The organism is Mesorhizobium sp. P2_C7 (assembly GCF_056404515.1).
The window spans coordinates 279,525-296,731 of record NZ_JBFUDW010000005.1; the positions used below are offsets into that span (position 1 = coordinate 279,525).

Annotated in this window: 22 protein-coding genes; 14 read left to right on the forward strand and 8 right to left on the reverse strand. The window is 62.1% G+C overall.

Annotated features, from left to right (window positions below):
- Positions 1 to 11 precede the first annotated feature (11 nt).
- Entirely contained in the window at positions 12 to 506 is a 495-nt protein-coding gene (locus AC1D2G_RS13225; protein WP_477414428.1) for a DUF2244 domain-containing protein, read from the forward strand.
- 2 nt (positions 507 to 508) lie between these two features.
- Here the strand turns inward: AC1D2G_RS13225 and AC1D2G_RS13230 are convergent, their stop codons facing one another.
- Positions 509 to 1,324, reverse strand: a complete 816-nt coding sequence (locus AC1D2G_RS13230) for a class I SAM-dependent methyltransferase (protein ID WP_477414430.1) — start codon at positions 1,322 to 1,324, stop codon at positions 509 to 511.
- A 216-nt stretch (positions 1,325 to 1,540) separates the two neighbouring features.
- On the opposite strand from AC1D2G_RS13230, the gene AC1D2G_RS13235 reads away from it, so the two are divergent.
- The 10 genes from AC1D2G_RS13235 to AC1D2G_RS13280 all read left to right on the forward strand — a co-directional run bounded on the left by AC1D2G_RS13235 (position 1,541) and on the right by AC1D2G_RS13280 (position 8,466).
- Positions 1,541 to 2,419, forward strand: a complete 879-nt coding sequence (locus AC1D2G_RS13235) for a methylated-DNA--[protein]-cysteine S-methyltransferase (protein ID WP_457151911.1) — start codon at positions 1,541 to 1,543, stop codon at positions 2,417 to 2,419.
- Positions 2,420 to 2,638: 219 nt separating this feature from the next.
- Positions 2,639 to 3,109: a hypothetical protein gene (locus AC1D2G_RS13240; protein ID WP_477227917.1), complete on the forward strand. Its 471-nt coding sequence runs from the start codon at positions 2,639 to 2,641 to the stop codon at positions 3,107 to 3,109.
- A gap of 20 nt (positions 3,110 to 3,129) precedes the next feature.
- Entirely contained in the window at positions 3,130 to 3,522 is a 393-nt protein-coding gene (locus tag AC1D2G_RS13245; RefSeq protein ID WP_184876885.1) for a hypothetical protein, read from the forward strand.
- On the forward strand, positions 3,489 to 4,007 hold the full coding sequence (locus AC1D2G_RS13250; RefSeq protein ID WP_477414432.1) for a hypothetical protein: 519 nt from the start codon (positions 3,489 to 3,491) through the stop codon (positions 4,005 to 4,007). Before AC1D2G_RS13245 ends, AC1D2G_RS13250 begins: the two co-directional genes overlap by 34 nt.
- Positions 3,982 to 4,464 carry a hypothetical protein gene (locus AC1D2G_RS13255; protein ID WP_477414434.1) on the forward strand — a complete coding sequence of 161 codons (483 nt, stop codon included), beginning with the start codon at positions 3,982 to 3,984 and terminating at the stop codon, positions 4,462 to 4,464. The genes AC1D2G_RS13250 and AC1D2G_RS13255 overlap by 26 nt, the downstream gene beginning before the upstream one ends.
- 144 nt (positions 4,465 to 4,608) lie before the next feature.
- Positions 4,609 to 5,514 carry a ribokinase gene (locus AC1D2G_RS13260; RefSeq protein ID WP_477414436.1) on the forward strand — a complete coding sequence of 302 codons (906 nt, stop codon included), beginning with the start codon at positions 4,609 to 4,611 and terminating at the stop codon, positions 5,512 to 5,514.
- Between the two features lies 1 nt (position 5,515).
- On the forward strand, positions 5,516 to 6,967 hold the full coding sequence (locus AC1D2G_RS13265) for an amidase (protein ID WP_477414438.1): 1,452 nt from the start codon (positions 5,516 to 5,518) through the stop codon (positions 6,965 to 6,967).
- A 113-nt stretch (positions 6,968 to 7,080) separates the two neighbouring features.
- Positions 7,081 to 7,695, forward strand: coding sequence for a LysE family translocator (locus AC1D2G_RS13270; RefSeq protein ID WP_477414440.1), 615 nt, complete (start codon positions 7,081 to 7,083; stop codon positions 7,693 to 7,695).
- A 123-nt stretch (positions 7,696 to 7,818) separates the two neighbouring features.
- Positions 7,819 to 8,091 (forward strand): hypothetical protein, encoded by a 273-nt coding sequence (locus tag AC1D2G_RS13275; RefSeq protein WP_457151904.1) that lies wholly within the window; start codon positions 7,819 to 7,821, stop codon positions 8,089 to 8,091.
- Between the two features lie 3 nt (positions 8,092 to 8,094).
- Complete coding sequence (locus AC1D2G_RS13280) at positions 8,095 to 8,466, forward strand: hypothetical protein (protein ID WP_477414442.1); 372 nt, start codon at positions 8,095 to 8,097, stop codon at positions 8,464 to 8,466.
- A 68-nt stretch (positions 8,467 to 8,534) separates the two neighbouring features.
- Here the strand turns inward: AC1D2G_RS13280 and AC1D2G_RS13285 are convergent, their stop codons facing one another.
- Positions 8,535 to 9,476 carry a nucleoside hydrolase gene (locus tag AC1D2G_RS13285; protein ID WP_477414444.1) on the reverse strand — a complete coding sequence of 314 codons (942 nt, stop codon included), beginning with the start codon at positions 9,474 to 9,476 and terminating at the stop codon, positions 8,535 to 8,537.
- A 304-nt stretch (positions 9,477 to 9,780) separates the two neighbouring features.
- On the opposite strand from AC1D2G_RS13285, the gene AC1D2G_RS13290 reads away from it, so the two are divergent.
- The gene (locus AC1D2G_RS13290) at positions 9,781 to 10,206 is read left to right on the forward strand and encodes an Hsp20 family protein (RefSeq protein WP_095084706.1); all 426 of its coding nucleotides are present in this window, start codon (positions 9,781 to 9,783) and stop codon (positions 10,204 to 10,206) included.
- A gap of 65 nt (positions 10,207 to 10,271) precedes the next feature.
- On the forward strand, positions 10,272 to 10,529 hold the full coding sequence (locus tag AC1D2G_RS13295) for a BQ00720 family protein (RefSeq protein WP_095084707.1): 258 nt from the start codon (positions 10,272 to 10,274) through the stop codon (positions 10,527 to 10,529).
- A gap of 74 nt (positions 10,530 to 10,603) precedes the next feature.
- On the opposite strand, the gene ptsN is transcribed toward AC1D2G_RS13295, so the two are convergent.
- From ptsN to lptC, 6 genes are all read right to left on the reverse strand, one after another.
- Entirely contained in the window at positions 10,604 to 11,068 is a 465-nt protein-coding gene (gene ptsN, locus AC1D2G_RS13300; protein WP_013529589.1) for a PTS IIA-like nitrogen regulatory protein PtsN, read from the reverse strand.
- A gap of 59 nt (positions 11,069 to 11,127) precedes the next feature.
- Positions 11,128 to 11,712: a ribosome hibernation-promoting factor, HPF/YfiA family gene (gene hpf / locus AC1D2G_RS13305; protein WP_095084708.1), complete on the reverse strand. Its 585-nt coding sequence runs from the start codon at positions 11,710 to 11,712 to the stop codon at positions 11,128 to 11,130.
- A gap of 266 nt (positions 11,713 to 11,978) precedes the next feature.
- Complete coding sequence (gene rpoN, locus AC1D2G_RS13310) at positions 11,979 to 13,511, reverse strand: RNA polymerase factor sigma-54 (RefSeq protein ID WP_477306961.1); 1,533 nt, start codon at positions 13,509 to 13,511, stop codon at positions 11,979 to 11,981.
- 200 nt (positions 13,512 to 13,711) lie between these two features.
- On the reverse strand, positions 13,712 to 14,530 hold the full coding sequence (lptB, locus tag AC1D2G_RS13315) for an LPS export ABC transporter ATP-binding protein (RefSeq protein WP_095084710.1): 819 nt from the start codon (positions 14,528 to 14,530) through the stop codon (positions 13,712 to 13,714).
- Positions 14,530 to 15,111 (reverse strand): LptA/OstA family protein, encoded by a 582-nt coding sequence (locus tag AC1D2G_RS13320; protein WP_477414446.1) that lies wholly within the window; start codon positions 15,109 to 15,111, stop codon positions 14,530 to 14,532. The genes lptB and AC1D2G_RS13320 overlap by 1 nt, the downstream gene beginning before the upstream one ends.
- Positions 15,098 to 15,811: an LPS export ABC transporter periplasmic protein LptC gene (lptC, locus tag AC1D2G_RS13325; RefSeq protein ID WP_457154470.1), complete on the reverse strand. Its 714-nt coding sequence runs from the start codon at positions 15,809 to 15,811 to the stop codon at positions 15,098 to 15,100. Before lptC ends, AC1D2G_RS13320 begins: the two co-directional genes overlap by 14 nt.
- 414 nt (positions 15,812 to 16,225) lie before the next feature.
- Here lptC and sppA point away from each other — a divergent pair, with 414 nt between their 5' ends.
- A complete protein-coding gene (gene sppA / locus AC1D2G_RS13330; RefSeq protein WP_477414448.1) occupies positions 16,226 to 17,182 on the forward strand; it encodes a signal peptide peptidase SppA in 957 nt (318 codons plus the stop codon).
- The last annotated feature ends 25 nt before the right edge of the window (positions 17,183 to 17,207 follow it).

Sequence of the window (17,207 nt, forward strand, 5' to 3'; positions counted from 1 at the left end):
AATATCCCGCCATGAGCGACACAAACGCCTCATTTCAGGCCGACGAGCCATTCTTTCAGGCGCTGCTGATCCCGCACCGGTCCCTGGGCAAAACCGGCTTTGCCTTGCTGATGGGCGCGCTGCTGTTCGGCTGGCTGGTGACAGGCGCCTTTTTCCTGTCGCGTGGCGCCTGGCCGGTGTTCGGCTTCCTCGGCCTCGACGTGGTCGCCGTCTACATCGCTTTCCGCGCCAACTATCGTGCCGCGCGGGCCCGCGAGGAGGTGTCGGTCTCGCGCACCAGCCTCGACATCCGCAAGACCGCGCCATCCGGAAAATCGGAAGCGCATCGCTTCAACCCGTTCTGGGCGCGGTTTTCGGTCGCCCGTCACGCCGAGATCGGCATCACCAGGATGACAGTGGAAGCACAGGGACAGAACGTGCCGATCGGCGGTTTCCTCAATCCCGACGATCGCGAGACCTTCGCCACTGCCTTTTCGCGGGCGCTGGCGACCGCCAAGACGCGCTGAGTCTAGAACCGGTAGCGCAACAGCCTGCCGACCTTGCGCAGGGCTGGAATGTGTCTCCAAAGGCGGACGAACAGCTTCGCGACCCAGCCCATGCGGGCGGCGTGTTCAGGCTTGTAGGCCGAGATGTCATCGACGAACCGTAGCTTTGGGATGGCCAGTTCTAGGTCGTGCGGATCGTCGATCGCCCAATACACCTGGGCACCCGTCGCCTTGATGGCCGGATTGAGGCGAAGCAGCTTCAGGCCAAAACGGCTGTAGGCGTCGAACATCAGTTCGCCACTGGCAAGATGTGAGACCAGCCGCGCAAACAGGCGTGGTCCCTCGTTGGCAGGGAGATAGGGCGTCAGGCCTTCCGCCACCACGATGGCCGGGCGATTGCGCGGCACCGAGGCCAGCCAATCCGGTTCGGTCACCGACGAGGCGATCAGATGGCAATGGGCCCGGGACGGGTACAGCTTGCGTCTGAGCTCGATGACTTCAGGGTAGTCGACATCAAACCAGTCCACACCCTGTGGCGGATCGACACGAAATATGCGCGTATCGAGCCCGCATCCCAGATGCAACACGATGGAGTCGGGATTTCTGGCGAGAAAGTCCTGAACATGGACATCCAGCGTCTTTGCCCTGATCGCCAGGCCGACGCCGAGATTGGTGTCGACCTTGAGCCTGGAGAAATCGTAGTCGATCTTGCGCACCGCCTCGTCGGCGAAATGATCCCCGAGCAGCGTATCCGGCAACCTGCTCTCCAGAGCCTTGCCGTAGAGCGTCAACAGCAACGTCCCCTTTTCCCCGGTCAGATGTATCTTCTCGCCAGCCATGTGCGATTCCTAGTCAGAGCATGATCCCGAAAAGTGGAATCCGGTTTTCGGGAAAGATCATGCTTATACAAACAGACAGAGCCCCATCCCGACCTCATCGGGATGGAACAGGCTCTCGAAAACCCGAATCTATCTGGGTACGCGCCGCAAGAAGGCAAGTTTCGGGTGGCGATCGACGCCCCAAGGGGCGATATTCCTGCCCAAGGAGACAGTTCCATGAGCACACAGACGGCCGTTCTCAAAAAGGACATCACGCCCGAAGGCAGCGACTACGAAATCGTGCGCCGCGCCATCGAGAAGATCAGCCTCGACTATCGCGACCAGCCATCGCTGGAAGAACTGGCCGAAGAGGTCGGCGAGACGCCGACCGGCCTGCAGAAGCTCTTCACCCGCTGGGCCGGCCTGTCGCCAAAAGCCTTCCTGCAGGCGGTGACACTGGACCATGCCCGCAAGCTGCTGGATTCAGGCATGCCGCTGCTCGAAACGTCATTCGAGCTGGGCATGTCCGGCCCCGGCCGGCTGCACGACCTCTTCGTTACCCATGAAGCGATGTCGCCGGGCGACTACAAGACGCGCGGCGCAGGCCTCACCATCCGCTACGGCTACCACCCCTCGCCGTTCGGCACTGCCCTGATCATGGCTACCGACCGCGGACTTGCCGGCCTCGCCTTCAGTGATCCGGGTGAGGAACGCGCCGCCTTCGCCGACATGTCCAGCCGCTGGCCGAACGCCATCTATGTCGAGGACATGGCCGCGACGGGGCCCTATGCGGCGCGCATCTTCGACCCGACCCTGTGGCGCCCCGACCAGCCGCTGCATGTCGTCATGATCGGCACCGACTTCCAGGTTCGCGTCTGGGAGGCGCTGCTCAACATACCGATGGGCAAGGCCCGCACCTATTCCTCGATCGCCGCCAGCATCGGCGCGCCGAGCGCCAGCCGTGCCGTCGGTGCCGCCAACGGCGCCAACCCGCTCTCTTTCGTGGTTCCCTGCCACCGCGCCATCGGCAAGTCCGGCGACCTCACCGGCTATCACTGGGGTCTGACCCGCAAGCGAGCCATTCTGGGTTGGGAAGCAGGGCAAGTGTCGTCGTGAATGTCGATTTTCCAAGAACCCCCCGCAGAATCTATAAATGCCGGACTTATCAAGTATAAGTGCGATTATTGCATCAGATTTTCTTGATTGCAACCAAAAGCAACCTCTGGTTTAGCGATTGTTATTTTAAGCAATTGTTCAAGTTAACTCTAAATTAACTACGATAAAGTGATGATGACCCATATTAACTCGGACTATCCGGCTTAATGGGAGGTCTCGATGACATCGTTTCGCGCCGTCTTCGGCGCAGCCCTGCTGGTCGCCTGTATTGACCAGTCCGCATTGGCCACAACGCAAAATGTCATTTTCAATGGCACGATCACCGCAACCTGCACGCTTGTGGTCGCCACCAACGGCACGATGACGGTGAGCCCCGATCTTCAGTCGCTAAGCTCGCACAACAGCGGCGGCTTGGCCGGAACGGTCACGCTGACCACCACCGGAGGCGTATCGCTCAGCGTAGACCCGGTCACCATCACCACTGTGCCCGCTGCCGACACCACGTCGACCACCTGGACACCGACCTACTCCGCCGCCGGTACGCACTCCATCGCCGAGACCGGCTCGGCCACCAGCCTCGGCACACCCGGCGCCGACCTCGTCTCGGTCAACCTCGCCGGCACCAAGGGCGGCAGCAACCGCTTCGCCTCCGGAAACTACCAGGCAACGGTGACGGTGCGCTGCGAATAAGCTCTCGGAAGGAGGGGCCTTTGACACATGCTCGAACCTTGGCGACGGCGCTGGCCGTCGGCCTGATGCCCATTGCCGCCGCTGCCCAGTCGATGTCGCCGATGCGAGGCGAGGTCAACAGCTTCACTGACGTCTTCGCGGTCCGCGTATTCCCGGCCAATCCCTACGACCAGAAGATCAGGGTCGAAATCCACGTCTACGATCAGGATTTTCAGCCGGTGGCCGCCAGGATCTCTCCGAGTGCCTTCCAATTGGCTTCCCAGGCTTCCCGTCCTGTCCTTGTGGTCGTGCCCTTCGGCGGCGCTGCCGAGCGCAAAGTGCGTATCTGTACCGAAAGCATCCCCTTTCCCAATCAACAGACGCAGATAAAGGCACAGATATGCGGCAAGTTTTTTGGGCACCGCAAATCCTGACAGTCGCACTTGCAGCGATGTCTGCGGGGATTTCGCCGGTTCTGGCCGAGGATGTCTACAATCTCAACCAGAATGAGAGCGGCTTCAACCTGCCCGGCGTAACCTTGCCTCAGGGGCAGGACGAGGTCCACGCTTCCGACGGCACCACCTGCCGTTCGGCGGTATCGGGTACCGGCGCCTATGTCGACCTCGGCGTCATCAGAGGGAATAACCAGTCGAACAATGACGTCGCGACCTACGGTCGCGTGGTGATCCCGATCGGGCGCTCGCCCAAGCGCGTCGATTGCAGCCGCCTCTACGAGCTTGAGGTCGAGCGCCTGCAACTGGAGTTGAAACTCCTCAAAATGGGCCTCGGCGCCGACGGCCCGACGGCGAGCGTGGCCGCCAGCGCTCCCGCTCCCGCGGTCGCATCACCGGGATGGGCCAACGAAGGCTGGAGCATCAGGACCGGAAATGGCGATGGCAAGAAAAAGAAGAAGAAATAACCGCGCGGTGCTTGCGACCGCAGCACTTGCCGGCCTCTGCCTTCCGGTGCAAGCGGCGATCATCGGCACCTGCACCATCATGGTCGGGGCGTCGGGAACGATGACCGCAAATCCTGCCATCAGCATCCTGGGCTCCAAACAGGCAGGCGGGTCGAGTGCGACCGCCACCATCACCGCCAGTTCGCTGCTTTGCACCTTGCTCAACCTGCTCGACTGTTATTCCGTTTCCGCGCCGGCGCCCGCCTCGTTCTCGTCAGCGCCAAGCGGCGGCGGTACCAACGTCAACTTCAGCACCGTCTACCGCCTCGACGGCACCGGCGTCGACACCTCCGGAAGCGTGGCGCAGCGTGTCGTCAACGGCACCCACCCCATGCAGGTCGACCTCACCGCCACCAAGTCGAGCGGTATCTTTCCCGCCGGCAACTACCAGGGCACGGTCACCGTGCGCTGTGAATAGGCACAAATCGAGCTGGACCATTCGCGTGGTCTGGCAAGCCGCGGCCTTACAGGCTAGCTTCCCGCGCGATAGGAACGACCTGCGTTCGCCCGGACGCTCAAAAGACGCTCCAATATTTGAATTTGTGCTGGCAGGAGGCCTTGCTTGATTATCGTTATCGGCTCGATCAACCTCGACCTGATCGCCAATGTCGACCGCTTGCCGAGCCCTGGCGAAACAGTAGCCGGCTCGACTTTTGCCACCGCGCCCGGCGGCAAAGGCGCCAACCAGGCGCTGGCGGCGGCACGCGCCGGCGCTTTGGTGCGCATGGTCGGCGCCGTCGGCAAGGACAGCTTCGCCGCCGAGGCGCTGGCATTGCTGCGCGACGGCAAGGTCGATCTGTCCGGCGTCGCCGAGACTTTTGCGTCGACAGGCACAGCCCTGATCATGGTCGGCGACGACGGCGAGAACATCATCGCCGTGGTGCCGGGCGCCAACGCGTCCGTATTGCCCGGCGACCTCTCCAAAGCCTTCTTCAAAAAGGGCGATATCGTACTCCTGCAACATGAGATCCCGCTGGCGACCGTCGGTGCCGCGCTCGACCAGGCAAGGGCGGCTGGCGCCATCACCGTGCTCAACACCGCGCCTTTCCAGGGCGAAGCAGCCGCCTTTCTTGCCAAGGCCGATTATGCAGTCGCCAACGAAACCGAATTCGACCTCTATGGCGAGGCGCTGTCTCTCAACGGCCGCGACCGGGCGGCGCGCATGCGAGACTATGCCGGGAAGACCGGCCGCACCATCGTCGTCACGCTCGGCGGCGACGGCGTGATGGCGGCGACGCCAAGCGATTTCCTGACCGTTCCGGCAATGAAGATCACTCCTGTCGACACGGTCGGCGCCGGCGACACATTCTGCGGTTATTTCGCCGCCGGCCTGTCATCCGGCCTGACGCTCGAACAGGCGCTGGCGCGCGCCGGCGCGGCGGGCTCGCTGGCCTGCCTGAAGCCAGGCGCCCAGCCGGCAATTCCGCTGGCCAAGGATGTCGACCAGGCATTGCAGGAAACGCGTTGAAATGCTGCGCCCTCAGACGAAACATGCCGTGGCGCCGGCCAGCGACATCTGTCGCCTGTCCGCGGTCGCACTTGCCGACGCGATCCGCCAAAGGAAACTTTCCGTCCGCGAGGTGGTGACGGCATTCGTCGACCGGATCGAGGCGGTCAACCCGCTGGTCAACGCCATCGTCTCCTTGCGCGACCGTGGCGACATCCTGCGCGAGGCCGACGCTGCCGATGCCCGACGGGCAGATGCCGAAACCGGCTCGTTGTTCGGCCTGCCAATCGCCATCAAGGACCTCGCCTCGACCACTGGCCTCAGGACCTCGCTCGGCTCGCCGATCTTCGCCGACTTCGTGCCGCAGGAAGACGATTTCTTCGTCGAGCGTATCCGCAACGCCGGCGCCATCATCATCGGCAAGACCAACGTTCCGGAATTCGGGCTTGGCTCCAACACCTACAACAATGTGTTCGGGCCCACGCTGAACGCCTTCGATCCGGCGCTGACCGCCGGCGGCTCGAGTGGTGGCGCGGCGGTGGCGCTGGCGCTGGATATGCTGCCTGTCGCCGATGGCAGCGACTTTGGCGGCTCGCTGCGCAACCCGGCCGCCTGGAACAATGTTTTTGGCTTCCGCCCGTCGCAAGGGCTAGTTCCCGGCGGACCCGACGTCGAGGTCTTTCATGCGCAGATGGGTGTCGATGGGCCGATGGGCCGCAACGTCTGCGACATGGCCCTGCTGCTCGACGTGCAGGCGGGTTATCATCCGCAAGCGCCATTGTCCTATGAGAAACCTGGCTCGTTCCTCGACGGGCTTGCGACAGGGACTACTGGCGGCCGCATCGCCTGGTTCAGCGACCTCGGCGGTCATCTGCCTGTCGAAGCCGGGATTCTCGATCTCTGCAAGACAGCGCTCGGCCGGTTGGCGGATGCATCCTCCTTCCCCTGGCAGCCTCTGCAGCCGGATTTCGATTTCGAAGCGCTGTGGCAGGCTTTTGTCACACTGCGCCAGGCCAGCAGCGGCTGTGCGCTCAAAACCCACTACGACGATCCCTCGAAGCGCGGCCTGCTGAAGCCGGAAGCCGTCTGGGAGGTAGAGAACGCTATGCGGCTGACGGCGCCGCAGATCCGCGCGGCCTCAGTCATCCGCACGTCCTGGCATCGCACGCTGCTGTCGATCTTCGACCGCTATGATCTGATCGCGCTACCGACCGCGCAGGTCTTCCCCTTCGATGTCGGCACGCCCTGGCCGCGCGAGGTCGCCGGACGGGCGATGGACAGCTACCACCGCTGGATGCAGGTTTCCGCATTCGCCACCCTGGGCGGCTGCCCGGCGGTCAACGTGCCGGTCGGCTTCGACGACAAGGGCCGGCCAATGGGCATGCAGTTGATCGGCCGGCCACGCGGCGATCTTGCAGTGTTCAAGGCGGCAGCCGCCTATGAGGCAACGCTGCCGTGGCAGACCGGCGCCTGAACCGGTGCATTGGCGTATCGCAGAGCTTGGCGTACCGGCTTGCGCCGGCTGCGCTGCCATGCATTGATTGCCGTCAGCCCGCGCCGCTCTGGCGGCATCCTTGAGGAAAAATCATGTCGCTGGAACTCTACGCCGCCTATGTCCTCGCTTGCATCGTCATCATCCTGGTGCCCGGCCCAACGGTTACGCTGATCATCGCCAACAGCATCCGCCATGGCTCCCGCGCCGGGCTCGCCAATGTCGCCGGCACGCAGGCCGGGCTTGCCGTGATGATCGCCATCGTCGGCATCGGCCTCAACACGCTGATCTCGGGCATGGGTCATTGGTTCGAATGGGTACGGCTGATCGGCGCCGCCTATCTGATCTGGATGGGCGTGCAGATGTTCCGTTCCAAGGGCACGCTGAACGCCGACGGAACGGCAAGGAAACCGCGCGGCGGCTTCTTCCTGCAGGGCCTGCTGGTGGCGCTCAGCAACCCCAAGACGCTGGTGTTCTTCGGCGCCTTCTTTCCGCAGTTCATCGCGCCTCAGGGCAATTACTCGCTGCAGATCGTCGTCATGGGCCTCACCGCCATGATCTTCGCCGCCATCTCTGATTCGACCTATGCACTGGCCGCCGGCCGCGCCGGGCGGCTGCTGTCGGCCAGCCGCATCAAGCTGATGTCCACGATCAGCGGCAGCTTCCTGGTCGGCGGCGGCCTGTGGCTGGCGTTTTCACGGTCGAAGTAGTCGCAGACCTACGGCTGATGAGGGCTGATTGAAAATCAGCCTTCTCGCCACCAAATGAATCCGCGCCGGGGATTCATATCTATGTCTTGGACTTATGCTGATTTGAAAAGGAACGCGCCTGGCGTGATCCTGGTTGGCTCTCTGTTCGCGGTGATGGTTCCCTCGGCTCTGAACAAATGGACCAATGACGCAAGCCCGATCCATTCGGTTGAGGCAGTCGAGGCAACGATCAAAAGTGCTCAGTGGGGCAAGGGTCGCAGCGTCTACGTGCTATCCCTTGAGAGCGGTTCGTTAGTTCTCGTCGACGACGATCGCCCGCCCCTGATCGGCTCACGCGTTGGCATCGAGCGCGTGACACGCGACAGTGGCTTCGTTTTCTACCGGTTTGCGGATTGAACCATGGCCAAAGCGCGGTATGGCCTTGCCTTCATGACCCTTCGCGAAAATCTTCGGGGCATAGTCATCACCAGCCTAGTTGTGGGCGCATGCGCTGTGGCAATCGGCACCTTGATTGCGAGGCAAAGCAGGCCGATCGTCAATGTGGAGCGCGTAACAGGCACGGTGGTCAACGTCCTCAATGCGCCTCCGAACCCAGAGGGTTATGTCGGTGGCAGACCCAGCTATCTCTACGGAATCCGCCTTTACGAAAATAATCTGCTGGTGTTCGCGTACGGCGACGCAACATCACCGCGAGCCATCGGTTCGGAGGTTTCGGTCGAACGGCAGCATCGCCGGAATGACACCGAAACATATCGCCTGCTTCGCGAGTAATCGCCTGATGCACGCCGCCCAAAAGCGCAAGTGCTTTTGGGCGGATGATATGCATCTGGAACAGGGAACTAAAGCCGCCCCAGCCTCTCGACCAGCAGCGCAAAGAAGCGATCATGGTCGATGTCGCGCATCACCATGGCGTTCTTCGGCCGCTTGGTGACGCCCCACCAGTCGATGACGGTCATCCCCATGGTCAGTTCCGAGGTGGTTTCAACGCTGACATTGCAGGTGCGGCCTTTGAACAGCTCCGGCTTCAACAGATAGGCGATGACGCAGGGGTCGTGCAGCGGCCCGCCGTCGGTGCCGTATTTCTCCTCGTCGAAGCGCTCGAAGAATTCCAGCATGTCGGCGGTCGCCGTGCCGACCTTGGTGCCGAGTTCGCGGAAGGCCTGCGTGCGCTTGGCGGTGGTCAGCGCCTTGTGGGTGACGTCGAGCGGCATCATCACGATCGGAATGCCGGATTTGAGCACGACGTCGGCGGCTTGCGGATCGACATAGATATTGAACTCGGCGGACGGTGTGACATTGCCGCCTTCGAAGAAGCCACCGCCCATCAGCACGATTTCCTTGATGCGCTGTGCAATCCGCGGTTCGCGGATCAGCGCCAGCGCAATGTTGGTGAGCGGGCCGAGTGCGCAAAGCGTGATGGTGCCGCTCTCTTCCTTCATCAGCGTCTCGACGATGAAATCGACGGCATACTGGTCCTGCAGCTTCATCGTCGGTTCGGGCAATTGCGGCCCGTTGAGACCGGTCTTGCCATGCACTTCCTCGGCGGTAACCAGCTCGCGCATCAACGGCCGGATGGCGCCGGCATAGACCTTGATGTCCGGCCGACCGGCCAGCTCGCAGACCTTGCGGGCATTCTTTTCGGTAAGCTTCAGCGGCACGTTGCCGGCAACGGCTGTGATGCCGACGATCTCCAGCTCGGAGCTGCCGAGCGCCAGCAATATGGCGACGGCGTCATCCTGGCCGGGATCCGTGTCGATGATGATCTTGCGTAATTGAGGCATTTCAATTCCTTGTTTGGCGAAGCCATGGACTTGGGATGAATCCGGAACGACGCCGAAGCGGCTGCGGGCTGCCAAGTCGAACCGCTCGACCGGGGAAGACAATCCCGACCTGCGCGCTTCTCCTTGCATCTGCTGGCCGTTTCAAGCGCCATGTCGATCATTCCTGTGAGTCCACGACCTGGTCTTTTTGGGCGGGTCTTTTGATGGCTTGAACTTGGTCGCGGGGCGGACCATATCAAGACCACCGGGAAAAATGCCATCTGGGTTTTTCCACTTTATGTCGCTCTACAGAGGACAGTGTAACATGAGCCGAATGACGCCCTTTTCCAGCCCGCTTCTCCTTGGTTTCGACGCCATGGAAAAGACTCTGGAACGCCTGGCGAAGTCCGGCGACAGCTACCCTCCCTACAACATCGAACGCCTCAGCGGCGCCGACGGCAAGACCGAAAGGTTGCGCATCACATTGGCGGTCGCCGGTTTCGCCGAAAGCGATCTCGATGTCACCACGGAGGAAAACCAGCTGGTCGTGCGCGGCCGTCAGTCCGACGATACCGAGCGCGAGTTTCTTCATCGCGGCATCGCCGCGCGCCAGTTCCAGCGCTGTTTCGTGCTGGCCGACGGCATGCGGGTGATCGCGGCGGAACTGAAGAACGGTCTTTTGTCGATCGATCTTGATCGGCCGGAGTCCGAACGGCTGGTACGGAAAATAAACATATCGGTGAAAGACTGATCTTTACCGATGGCTCTCATGCGGGATGGCCTTGAGCGGCGTCCTCGCGCCAAGGAGGCTTTGAAATGACCAGAACTGATGAAAATCTCACCATGACCAGCGGCGAATTCGCCCATCTCGGCGAGGGCTCGGTCGCCTATCTGCGCAAGGTCTCGAGCGACGAATTGCTCGGCCGTTTCCCGAACCTCGGTGAAATCGCGCCCGGCATGGAACTGTGGGCGCTGTTTGCCGCCAATGGCCAGCCGATCCTGCTTTCGGATGCGCGTGACCGCGCGCTGGCCGGCGCCATGGAAAACGACCTCACCACGGTCGCCATTCACTAAGTCAGGCGCGCCGGGCTTAAAATGGACAGGGCCGCCCGTGGCGGCCCTTGGCTGGATGTTCCAATCAGAAAATGTCAGGCCGCGTGCGAGGCCTGGGTATCCGACAAAAGCGCGTGGATCGCCGCGGCGTCACGCGTCCCCCTGATCTTGGCCACCGTGTCGGCGTCGCGCAGCACCCGCGCGATGCGCGACAAGGCCTTGAGATGGTCGGCGCCGGCCCCTTCCGGCGCCAGCAGCAGAAACACCAGATCGACCGGCTGATCGTCCAGCGATTCGAAATCGACCGGCGTCTCCAGCCGGGCGAAAACCCCGGCGATGCGCTTCACGCCGGCCAGCTTGCCATGCGGAATGGCGATGCCGTTGCCGACGCCCGTCGAGCCAAGCCGTTCACGCTGCAGGATGGTGTCGAACACTTCCCGCTCCGGAATGCCCGAAATCGCGGCTGCCCGTTCGGAAAGCAATTGCAACAGCTGCTTTTTGGAGTTCGCCTTCAACGCCGGCAGTATCGCCGGAACGTTGATAAGATCGCTCAGATCCATGCTTGAAAATCCCTTGTTCGCCTGCCGTCACCAGTCCTCACCCCTCGTGCGGCCGGCTCTTATCCTTGTGCGACCTTGGTCGTGGACGGGTCGATCCAGCCGATGTTTCCATCGGGCCGGCGATAGACGATGTTGAGATGGTCGTTTCCGGCGTTGCGGAAGACGAAGACCGGGCTGTCCTTGGTGTCGAGCTCGATGACTGCCGAAGCCACCGACATGGTCTTCAGCGTCATGGTTGATTCGGCGACGATGGCCGGCGCGAAATTATCCGGAATATCCTCGTCGTCATCGGCCAGCGGCGCCATCACCGTGTAGGCAATGTCGGTCGGATCGCCATTGGCGGCGCCTGAATTGTGCGATTTCAGCCGGCGCTTGTAGCGCCTCAGGCGCGTTTCCAGGCGATCGGCGGCGGCCTCGAAGGCAACCGTCGGATCCTGGGCATCGCCGGTGGCCTGCAGCGAAGCACCGGAATCCAGCCGGATCATGCAATCCGCCGAATAGCGCGAACCTGATTTGATGACTGTGACGTGTCCGGCAAAGCCGCGATCGAAATATTTGCCGATCGCTTCGCCGACACGATCGTTGATGCGTGTACGAAACGCATCGCCGATATCCATGTGTTTTCCCGATATGCGCAGATTCATCTGAAAACTGACCTTCCTTGCTCAGGCTTCAAACTCGCCCGAGTTTATACTCGTGGTCCGTGCGCACAAGCTTTGCGGCGTCACTCGCGCCGATTTTAAATCCGAACTTTCCGGTTGATCACAAGCCGCCCTTTTGACCGTCCCGAGGCCAACGTCGTGACGGACCATCCACACGCGGGCATCTAGCCCCACTCATGCGGGCGGGCTTCTAGCCACTTCGCCGCGGCTTGTCAATGAAGTGCTGGCCTGAGGAAAATTGAACCGTGTCAGCGCCCGGCGCTGGCCAGCGCCCGTTTCTCGCGCCGGCGCTGCACCGAGGAGGGAATATTCATGCCTTCCCGGTACTTGGCGACCGTGCGCCTAGCGATATCGACGCCACTCTCGCGCAACATGTCGACGATCGCATCGTCGGAAAGCACGTCGACGGGTTTTTCCTCATCGATCAGCTGCTTGATGCGGTCACGCACCGATTCCGAGGAATGCGCATCGCCGCCACCCGACGCAGCGATCGAAGCGGTGAAGAAGTACCGCAGCTCGAACACGCCGCGCGGCGTCAGCATGTATTTGTTCGCGGTGACCCGGCTAACCGTCGATTCGTGCATGCCGATGGCATCGGCCACCGTGCGCAGGTTGAGTGGCTTCAGCTGGCGCACGCCATGGACGAGGAAGGCATCCTGCTGGCGAACGATCTCCGAGGCGACCTTGAGGATGGTCTTTGCCCGCTGGTCGAGGCTGCGCGTCAGCCAGTTGGCGTTTTGCAGGCATTCGGCGAGGAAGTCCTTTTCCGCCTGGTTCTTCGCCTGCGGCGAAACCTGGGCGAAATAGATATGGTCGACCAGCACGCGCGGCAGCGTTTCGGCATTGAGCTCGACCGTCCAGCTGCCGTCATTGGCGGCACGCACCTCGACATCGGCGACGATGGCGTCACTGGCGCCGCCCGAAAACGCCATGCCCGGTCGGGGATCGAGGGCACGGATCTCGGCCAGCATGTCGAGCAGATCCTCCTCGTCGACGCCGCAGATCCGCTTCAGCGCATGGAAATCACGCCGTGCCAGCAGTTCGAGATTGGCGACCAGCGCCTTCATCGCCGGATCGAGCCGGTCCCGCACGGCAAGCTGCAGCGACAGGCATTCGGCAAGGTCGCGGGCAAACAGGCCGGCCGGCTCGAAAGTCTGGCACACCGCCAGCACCTTTCTCACCGCAGCAGCGTCCGTGCCGAGGCGGGCGGCGATCTCGGCCAGGTCGCCGCGCAGATAGCCGGTCTCGTCGAGGCCGTCGGCAAGGTCGGCGGCGATCAGCCGTGCCGCCGGATCGACGAAGGCGAGCGCCACCTGTTCGCCGACATGGTCGCGCAGCGTGATCGCCGCGGCCGCCATGTCGCCGGCATCAATGCCCTCGGATGAGGAACTCGCACCATTGCCGGAAGCCGATTTCCATTGCGCCGTCAGGTCGGGACCGAGTCGCTCGCTCGTCCCCGGATCATCGGGAAACAGGTTTTCCAGCGACGTATCGAGCTTGTCGGAGATCGCCTCGGCGCTCCACTGCGTCTCGTTTTCGAACCAGTCGCCATCGGCGGCAGCGGCGGCTTGCGGCTCCGCCTCGATCTTCTGCGACTGGTCGCTGGCTGCATCGTCCTGCGGCTCCGCGCGCTCCAGCAGCGGATTGCGCTCGATTTCGTCATCGATGAAATGCTCGAGCTCGGTATGGGTGAATTGCAGCAGCCGAATCGACTGCATCAGCTGCGGCGTCATCACCAGCGACTGCGATTGTCGTAGCTGTAGTTTCGCCGCCAACGCCATTGTCTAGTTTCAAACGCCTCGTCTACGCATCCGGGCTTCCGGACAGGAATTTTTGCAGCGGGTCATAGAAACTGGCCCAGCTTTTGCTTGTCAAGGCAATAGCTAGCAAAACTCACTTACCGGAGCGTTATCTGGCGGCAAAATCGGAGAAAAAGCGCGGTGAAGGCACCAAAAATCGTGTCAGGAAACAAATTTCACGCTCAGAGCGTGAAACCCTCGCCGAGATAGAGCCGGCGGACATCCGGGTTTGCCACCACTTCGTCGGCCCGCCCATGGGTCAACACCTGACCGGCATGGATGATGTAGGCGCGGTCGATCAGGCCGAGCGTTTCGCGCACATTGTGATCGGTGATGAGGACGCCAATGCCGCGCGCCGTCAGGTGACGCACCAGTTGCTGGATATCGGCGACGGCGATCGGATCGATGCCGGCAAACGGCTCGTCGAGAAGCATGTAGGCCGGGCGCGTTGCCAGCGCACGCGCGATTTCCAGGCGCCGCCGCTCGCCGCCGGAAAGCGACATGGATGGCGCCTTGCGCAGATGGCTGATGTGGAATTCCTCGAGCAGTTCGTCGAGATTGCGTTCGCGCTCCTTGCGGCTCTTTTCGACCACTTCGAGCACGGCGCGGATGTTCTGCTCGACACTCAGGCCGCGAAAGATCGATGCCTCCTGCGGCAGATAGCCGATGCCGAGGCGCGCACGACGGTACATCGGCATCGAGGTGACGTCGAAGCCGTCGATCTCGATCGTGCCCTCGTCCACCGGCACCAGGCCGGTGACCATGTAGAAGCAGGTCGTCTTGCCGGCGCCGTTGGGGCCGAGCAGTCCAACCGCCTCGCCCGCGCGCACACCGATGGTGACGCCGCTGACGACCTTGCGGCCCTTGTAGCTCTTGGTCAGACCCTTTGCGATCAGGGTCCCCTTGAACTTTCCCGTATCGACGGTCACCGTGGCCGGCGCCGAAAGCTTGCCGGCGGCCCGCCCCGGAAGACGCGCCGTCAGCGACGACAGGCTGGCCATCAGGGGTTCGCCGCTCCCGATTTCGGCGGCGGTGTGATCGACATCTGGACCCGTTGCCCAGCGCATGGATCAACCTGGGCCAGCCCTGTTTTCATCTGCACGACGAGCTTGCAGCCGACCAGCACGTTGTCGTTTTGCGACAGGACGACCTTTTTGCCCGAAAGCACCAGAACCTGGCTCTTCATGTCGAAGCTGCCTTGATCGCCGGTGGCGATCTGCGCGTCCGACTTGATGTAAACCTTGTCGGAAATCTCCAGGTGGTCAATGTTGGCCGAGCCGGTCATCGCCGCGCCTGCGGCTTCCGTGCCCTTGGCCGCGGCGTTGGGATCCTTCACATAATAGACCGTCATCTTGCCAGCCTTCATCAATGTCGGCCCCTGGACGACGCTGACATTGCCCGTGAAGATGGCGACATTTTCTGCCTGGCGGACTTCCAGCTTGTCGCTTTCGATCTGGATCGGCTTGTCGCCGGACAGTTTCAGACCTGATTGGCTGGTGGACTGCGCCAATGACGGCACCAGCCCGAGCAGCAGCAAAGCCGAAATTGCAGCCGCGAGCCGCGTCGAACTACTGAGCCGCATTGATTTCTCCGCTGTTTCCCTCTGCCGTCTTCAAGGCGGCGGAATCGATGTTGACGCGCACTTTGTTCTCGAAAACCAGAACCTTGCCATTGTCCTGGACCGACATCGAATCCGCCGTGATCCGTGACCCCTCACGGCTGACATCGACGGGATCTCCCGTCTTCATAGTGCCTTTGCCCATGTCGAGGAAGACCGATTTGAACTTGGCCTGCATGCCGTCAGTTGTGGTGATGTCAACGTCGCTGGTCAGGTTCATCGTATTGCCGTTGCGATCGTAGGTGCCGTGCGAGGCCTTGATCGCCGCGATATTGTCAGGTCCGACCGGGATCTTGGCGTCGATGCCTTCCAGTTCGATGATGCCTTGCGTGCTGACATCCTGGATGGCGCGCAGCGCCGTCATCGAATAGGGCTGCTTCTGCTTGGTGAACCCGTTGAGCTTGGGATTGGCCATCACCAGCTTGCCGTTGGAAAAAGCGGTGCCTTCCGCCTGGACCGCGACGGAGACCGGTGCGGCCAGATAGGAATAGACCGGGAAGGCGACAGCGATCAGGACCGCGGCCAGCGGCACGGCAAACTTGAGAACACGCACGCGGCGCGAATGACGCTGGGCGCGGTCGAAAGCATCGCCACGCATCCGGACGTCCGCCGGGGGAGCCAACTCCGTCTCGGCGTTGGTCGATTCAATCGGTCGCGCTAACATTCAACGCTTTCTTCTAACCCCTTGCCCACCCGCGAGCACCGCCTATAGGTGGGACGCCGCCGCCTGCAAGCAAGCACAAGCCCATGAAAACTGCAAAAATGTGACAGCCGCGTTTGTACAGATGAAAATGAGATCCGCACAACTGCCCGTTCTTCATAGCAGAAACAGACACGCGGCGTAAAATTTATCAGCTGCCGATCTTCGCCGCCAGACCTCGCGGCGATTGCACAAATACGTGAAGAGACCTGTGCCTGGAGAGGGGCGGAGCCCGCCCTGACCTGCCCGATGGCGCAACCGGCATGGCCAACTCGACTGTCCGCGCGGATTGTCTTGTTGCGCCGGAAAAGAGAATTGCTTCCAGATGGGAAGATGATGGTCTAAAAGCGTCTCCTCCCGCCGACTGAAAGGCTGACCATGGCACTGAGAGCCGACGACCTGATCGACCGCCGCCGCTTGCGGCGCAAGCTGACATTCTGGCGGATTGCCGCCATCGGCATCGTGGCACTTGGGGTGATTGCACTTTCAACCTGGTTCTATGGCGACGATTTCACCGGCTCGGCCGTCGACCATATCGCCAAGGTCAAGATCGAAGGCACCATCACCGAGGACGAGGAGCTGATCAAGCGGCTGGAAACCATCCGCCAGTCGTCGAAGGTGAAAGGCGTGATCTTGTCGATCGATTCGCCTGGCGGCACTACGGTCGGCGGTGAATCGATCTATGAAGAGGTGCGCAAGCTGGCCGCCGACAAGCCGGTGGTCGCGGAAGTCGGCACGCTTGCCGCATCGGCGGGCTACATGATCGCCAGTGCCGCCGATCATATCGTTGCCCGCAAGACCTCGATCGTCGGCTCGATCGGCGTGCTGATCCAGTATCCTGATGTCAGCGGCCTGATGGACAAGCTCGGCGTCAAGCTGGAGGAAGTGAAATCCTCGCCGCTGAAAGCCTCGCCATCTCCCTTCAAGCCGACCAATGACGACGAGCGCGCCATGGTCCGCAAGCTCATCCTCGACAGCTACGACTGGTTCGTCGGCATCGTCGCCGAGCGCCGCAAGATGACCCGCGAGCAAGCGCTGGCGCTCGCCGATGGCTCGATCTTCACCGGCCGCCAGGGCGTCGCCAACGGGCTGATCGATGCTGTCGGCGGCGAGACCGAGGCGGTCGGCTGGCTGGCGACCAAGGGCGTCGATGCCAAACTGAAGGTCGTCGAGTGGAAGGATACGGGACGGCGCGGCGGCTTTTTGTTCTCGAAAGCGATGGCGCAAACCATCGGCAGCGCGCTCGGCCTGCCCGCCTACAGCGGCGATGTCATTCATGAACTCGGCGCCGACCGCTTGTTTCTTGACGGTCTCGTTTCCGTCTGGCACCCTTGAGATGCCGTTTGGGGCAAGTGAAAAA

What these genes read in the sequence shown, in the direction of transcription:
- AC1D2G_RS13225 (WP_477414428.1), top strand. Translation starts at nt 12, where the DNA reads ATGAGCGACACAAACGCCTCATTTCAGGCCGACGAGCCATTCTTTCAG.
- AC1D2G_RS13230 (WP_477414430.1), bottom strand. Translation starts at nt 1,324, where the DNA reads ATGGCTGGCGAGAAGATACATCTGACCGGGGAAAAGGGGACGTTGCTG.
- AC1D2G_RS13235 (WP_457151911.1), top strand. Translation starts at nt 1,541, where the DNA reads ATGAGCACACAGACGGCCGTTCTCAAAAAGGACATCACGCCCGAAGGC.
- AC1D2G_RS13240 (WP_477227917.1), top strand. Translation starts at nt 2,639, where the DNA reads ATGACATCGTTTCGCGCCGTCTTCGGCGCAGCCCTGCTGGTCGCCTGT.
- AC1D2G_RS13250 (WP_477414432.1), top strand. Translation starts at nt 3,489, where the DNA reads ATGCGGCAAGTTTTTTGGGCACCGCAAATCCTGACAGTCGCACTTGCA.
- AC1D2G_RS13255 (WP_477414434.1), top strand. Translation starts at nt 3,982, where the DNA reads ATGGCAAGAAAAAGAAGAAGAAATAACCGCGCGGTGCTTGCGACCGCA.
- AC1D2G_RS13265 (WP_477414438.1), top strand. Translation starts at nt 5,516, where the DNA reads ATGCTGCGCCCTCAGACGAAACATGCCGTGGCGCCGGCCAGCGACATC.
- AC1D2G_RS13270 (WP_477414440.1), top strand. Translation starts at nt 7,081, where the DNA reads ATGTCGCTGGAACTCTACGCCGCCTATGTCCTCGCTTGCATCGTCATC.
- AC1D2G_RS13280 (WP_477414442.1), top strand. Translation starts at nt 8,095, where the DNA reads ATGGCCAAAGCGCGGTATGGCCTTGCCTTCATGACCCTTCGCGAAAAT.
- AC1D2G_RS13285 (WP_477414444.1), bottom strand. Translation starts at nt 9,476, where the DNA reads ATGCCTCAATTACGCAAGATCATCATCGACACGGATCCCGGCCAGGAT.
- AC1D2G_RS13290 (WP_095084706.1), top strand. Translation starts at nt 9,781, where the DNA reads ATGAGCCGAATGACGCCCTTTTCCAGCCCGCTTCTCCTTGGTTTCGAC.
- AC1D2G_RS13295 (WP_095084707.1), top strand. Translation starts at nt 10,272, where the DNA reads ATGACCAGAACTGATGAAAATCTCACCATGACCAGCGGCGAATTCGCC.
- ptsN (WP_013529589.1), bottom strand. Translation starts at nt 11,068, where the DNA reads ATGGATCTGAGCGATCTTATCAACGTTCCGGCGATACTGCCGGCGTTG.
- hpf (WP_095084708.1), bottom strand. Translation starts at nt 11,712, where the DNA reads ATGAATCTGCGCATATCGGGAAAACACATGGATATCGGCGATGCGTTT.
- rpoN (WP_477306961.1), bottom strand. Translation starts at nt 13,511, where the DNA reads ATGGCGTTGGCGGCGAAACTACAGCTACGACAATCGCAGTCGCTGGTG.
- lptB (WP_095084710.1), bottom strand. Translation starts at nt 14,530, where the DNA reads ATGGCCAGCCTGTCGTCGCTGACGGCGCGTCTTCCGGGGCGGGCCGCC.
- AC1D2G_RS13320 (WP_477414446.1), bottom strand. Translation starts at nt 15,111, where the DNA reads ATGCGGCTCAGTAGTTCGACGCGGCTCGCGGCTGCAATTTCGGCTTTG.
- lptC (WP_457154470.1), bottom strand. Translation starts at nt 15,811, where the DNA reads ATGTTAGCGCGACCGATTGAATCGACCAACGCCGAGACGGAGTTGGCT.
- sppA (WP_477414448.1), top strand. Translation starts at nt 16,226, where the DNA reads ATGGCACTGAGAGCCGACGACCTGATCGACCGCCGCCGCTTGCGGCGC.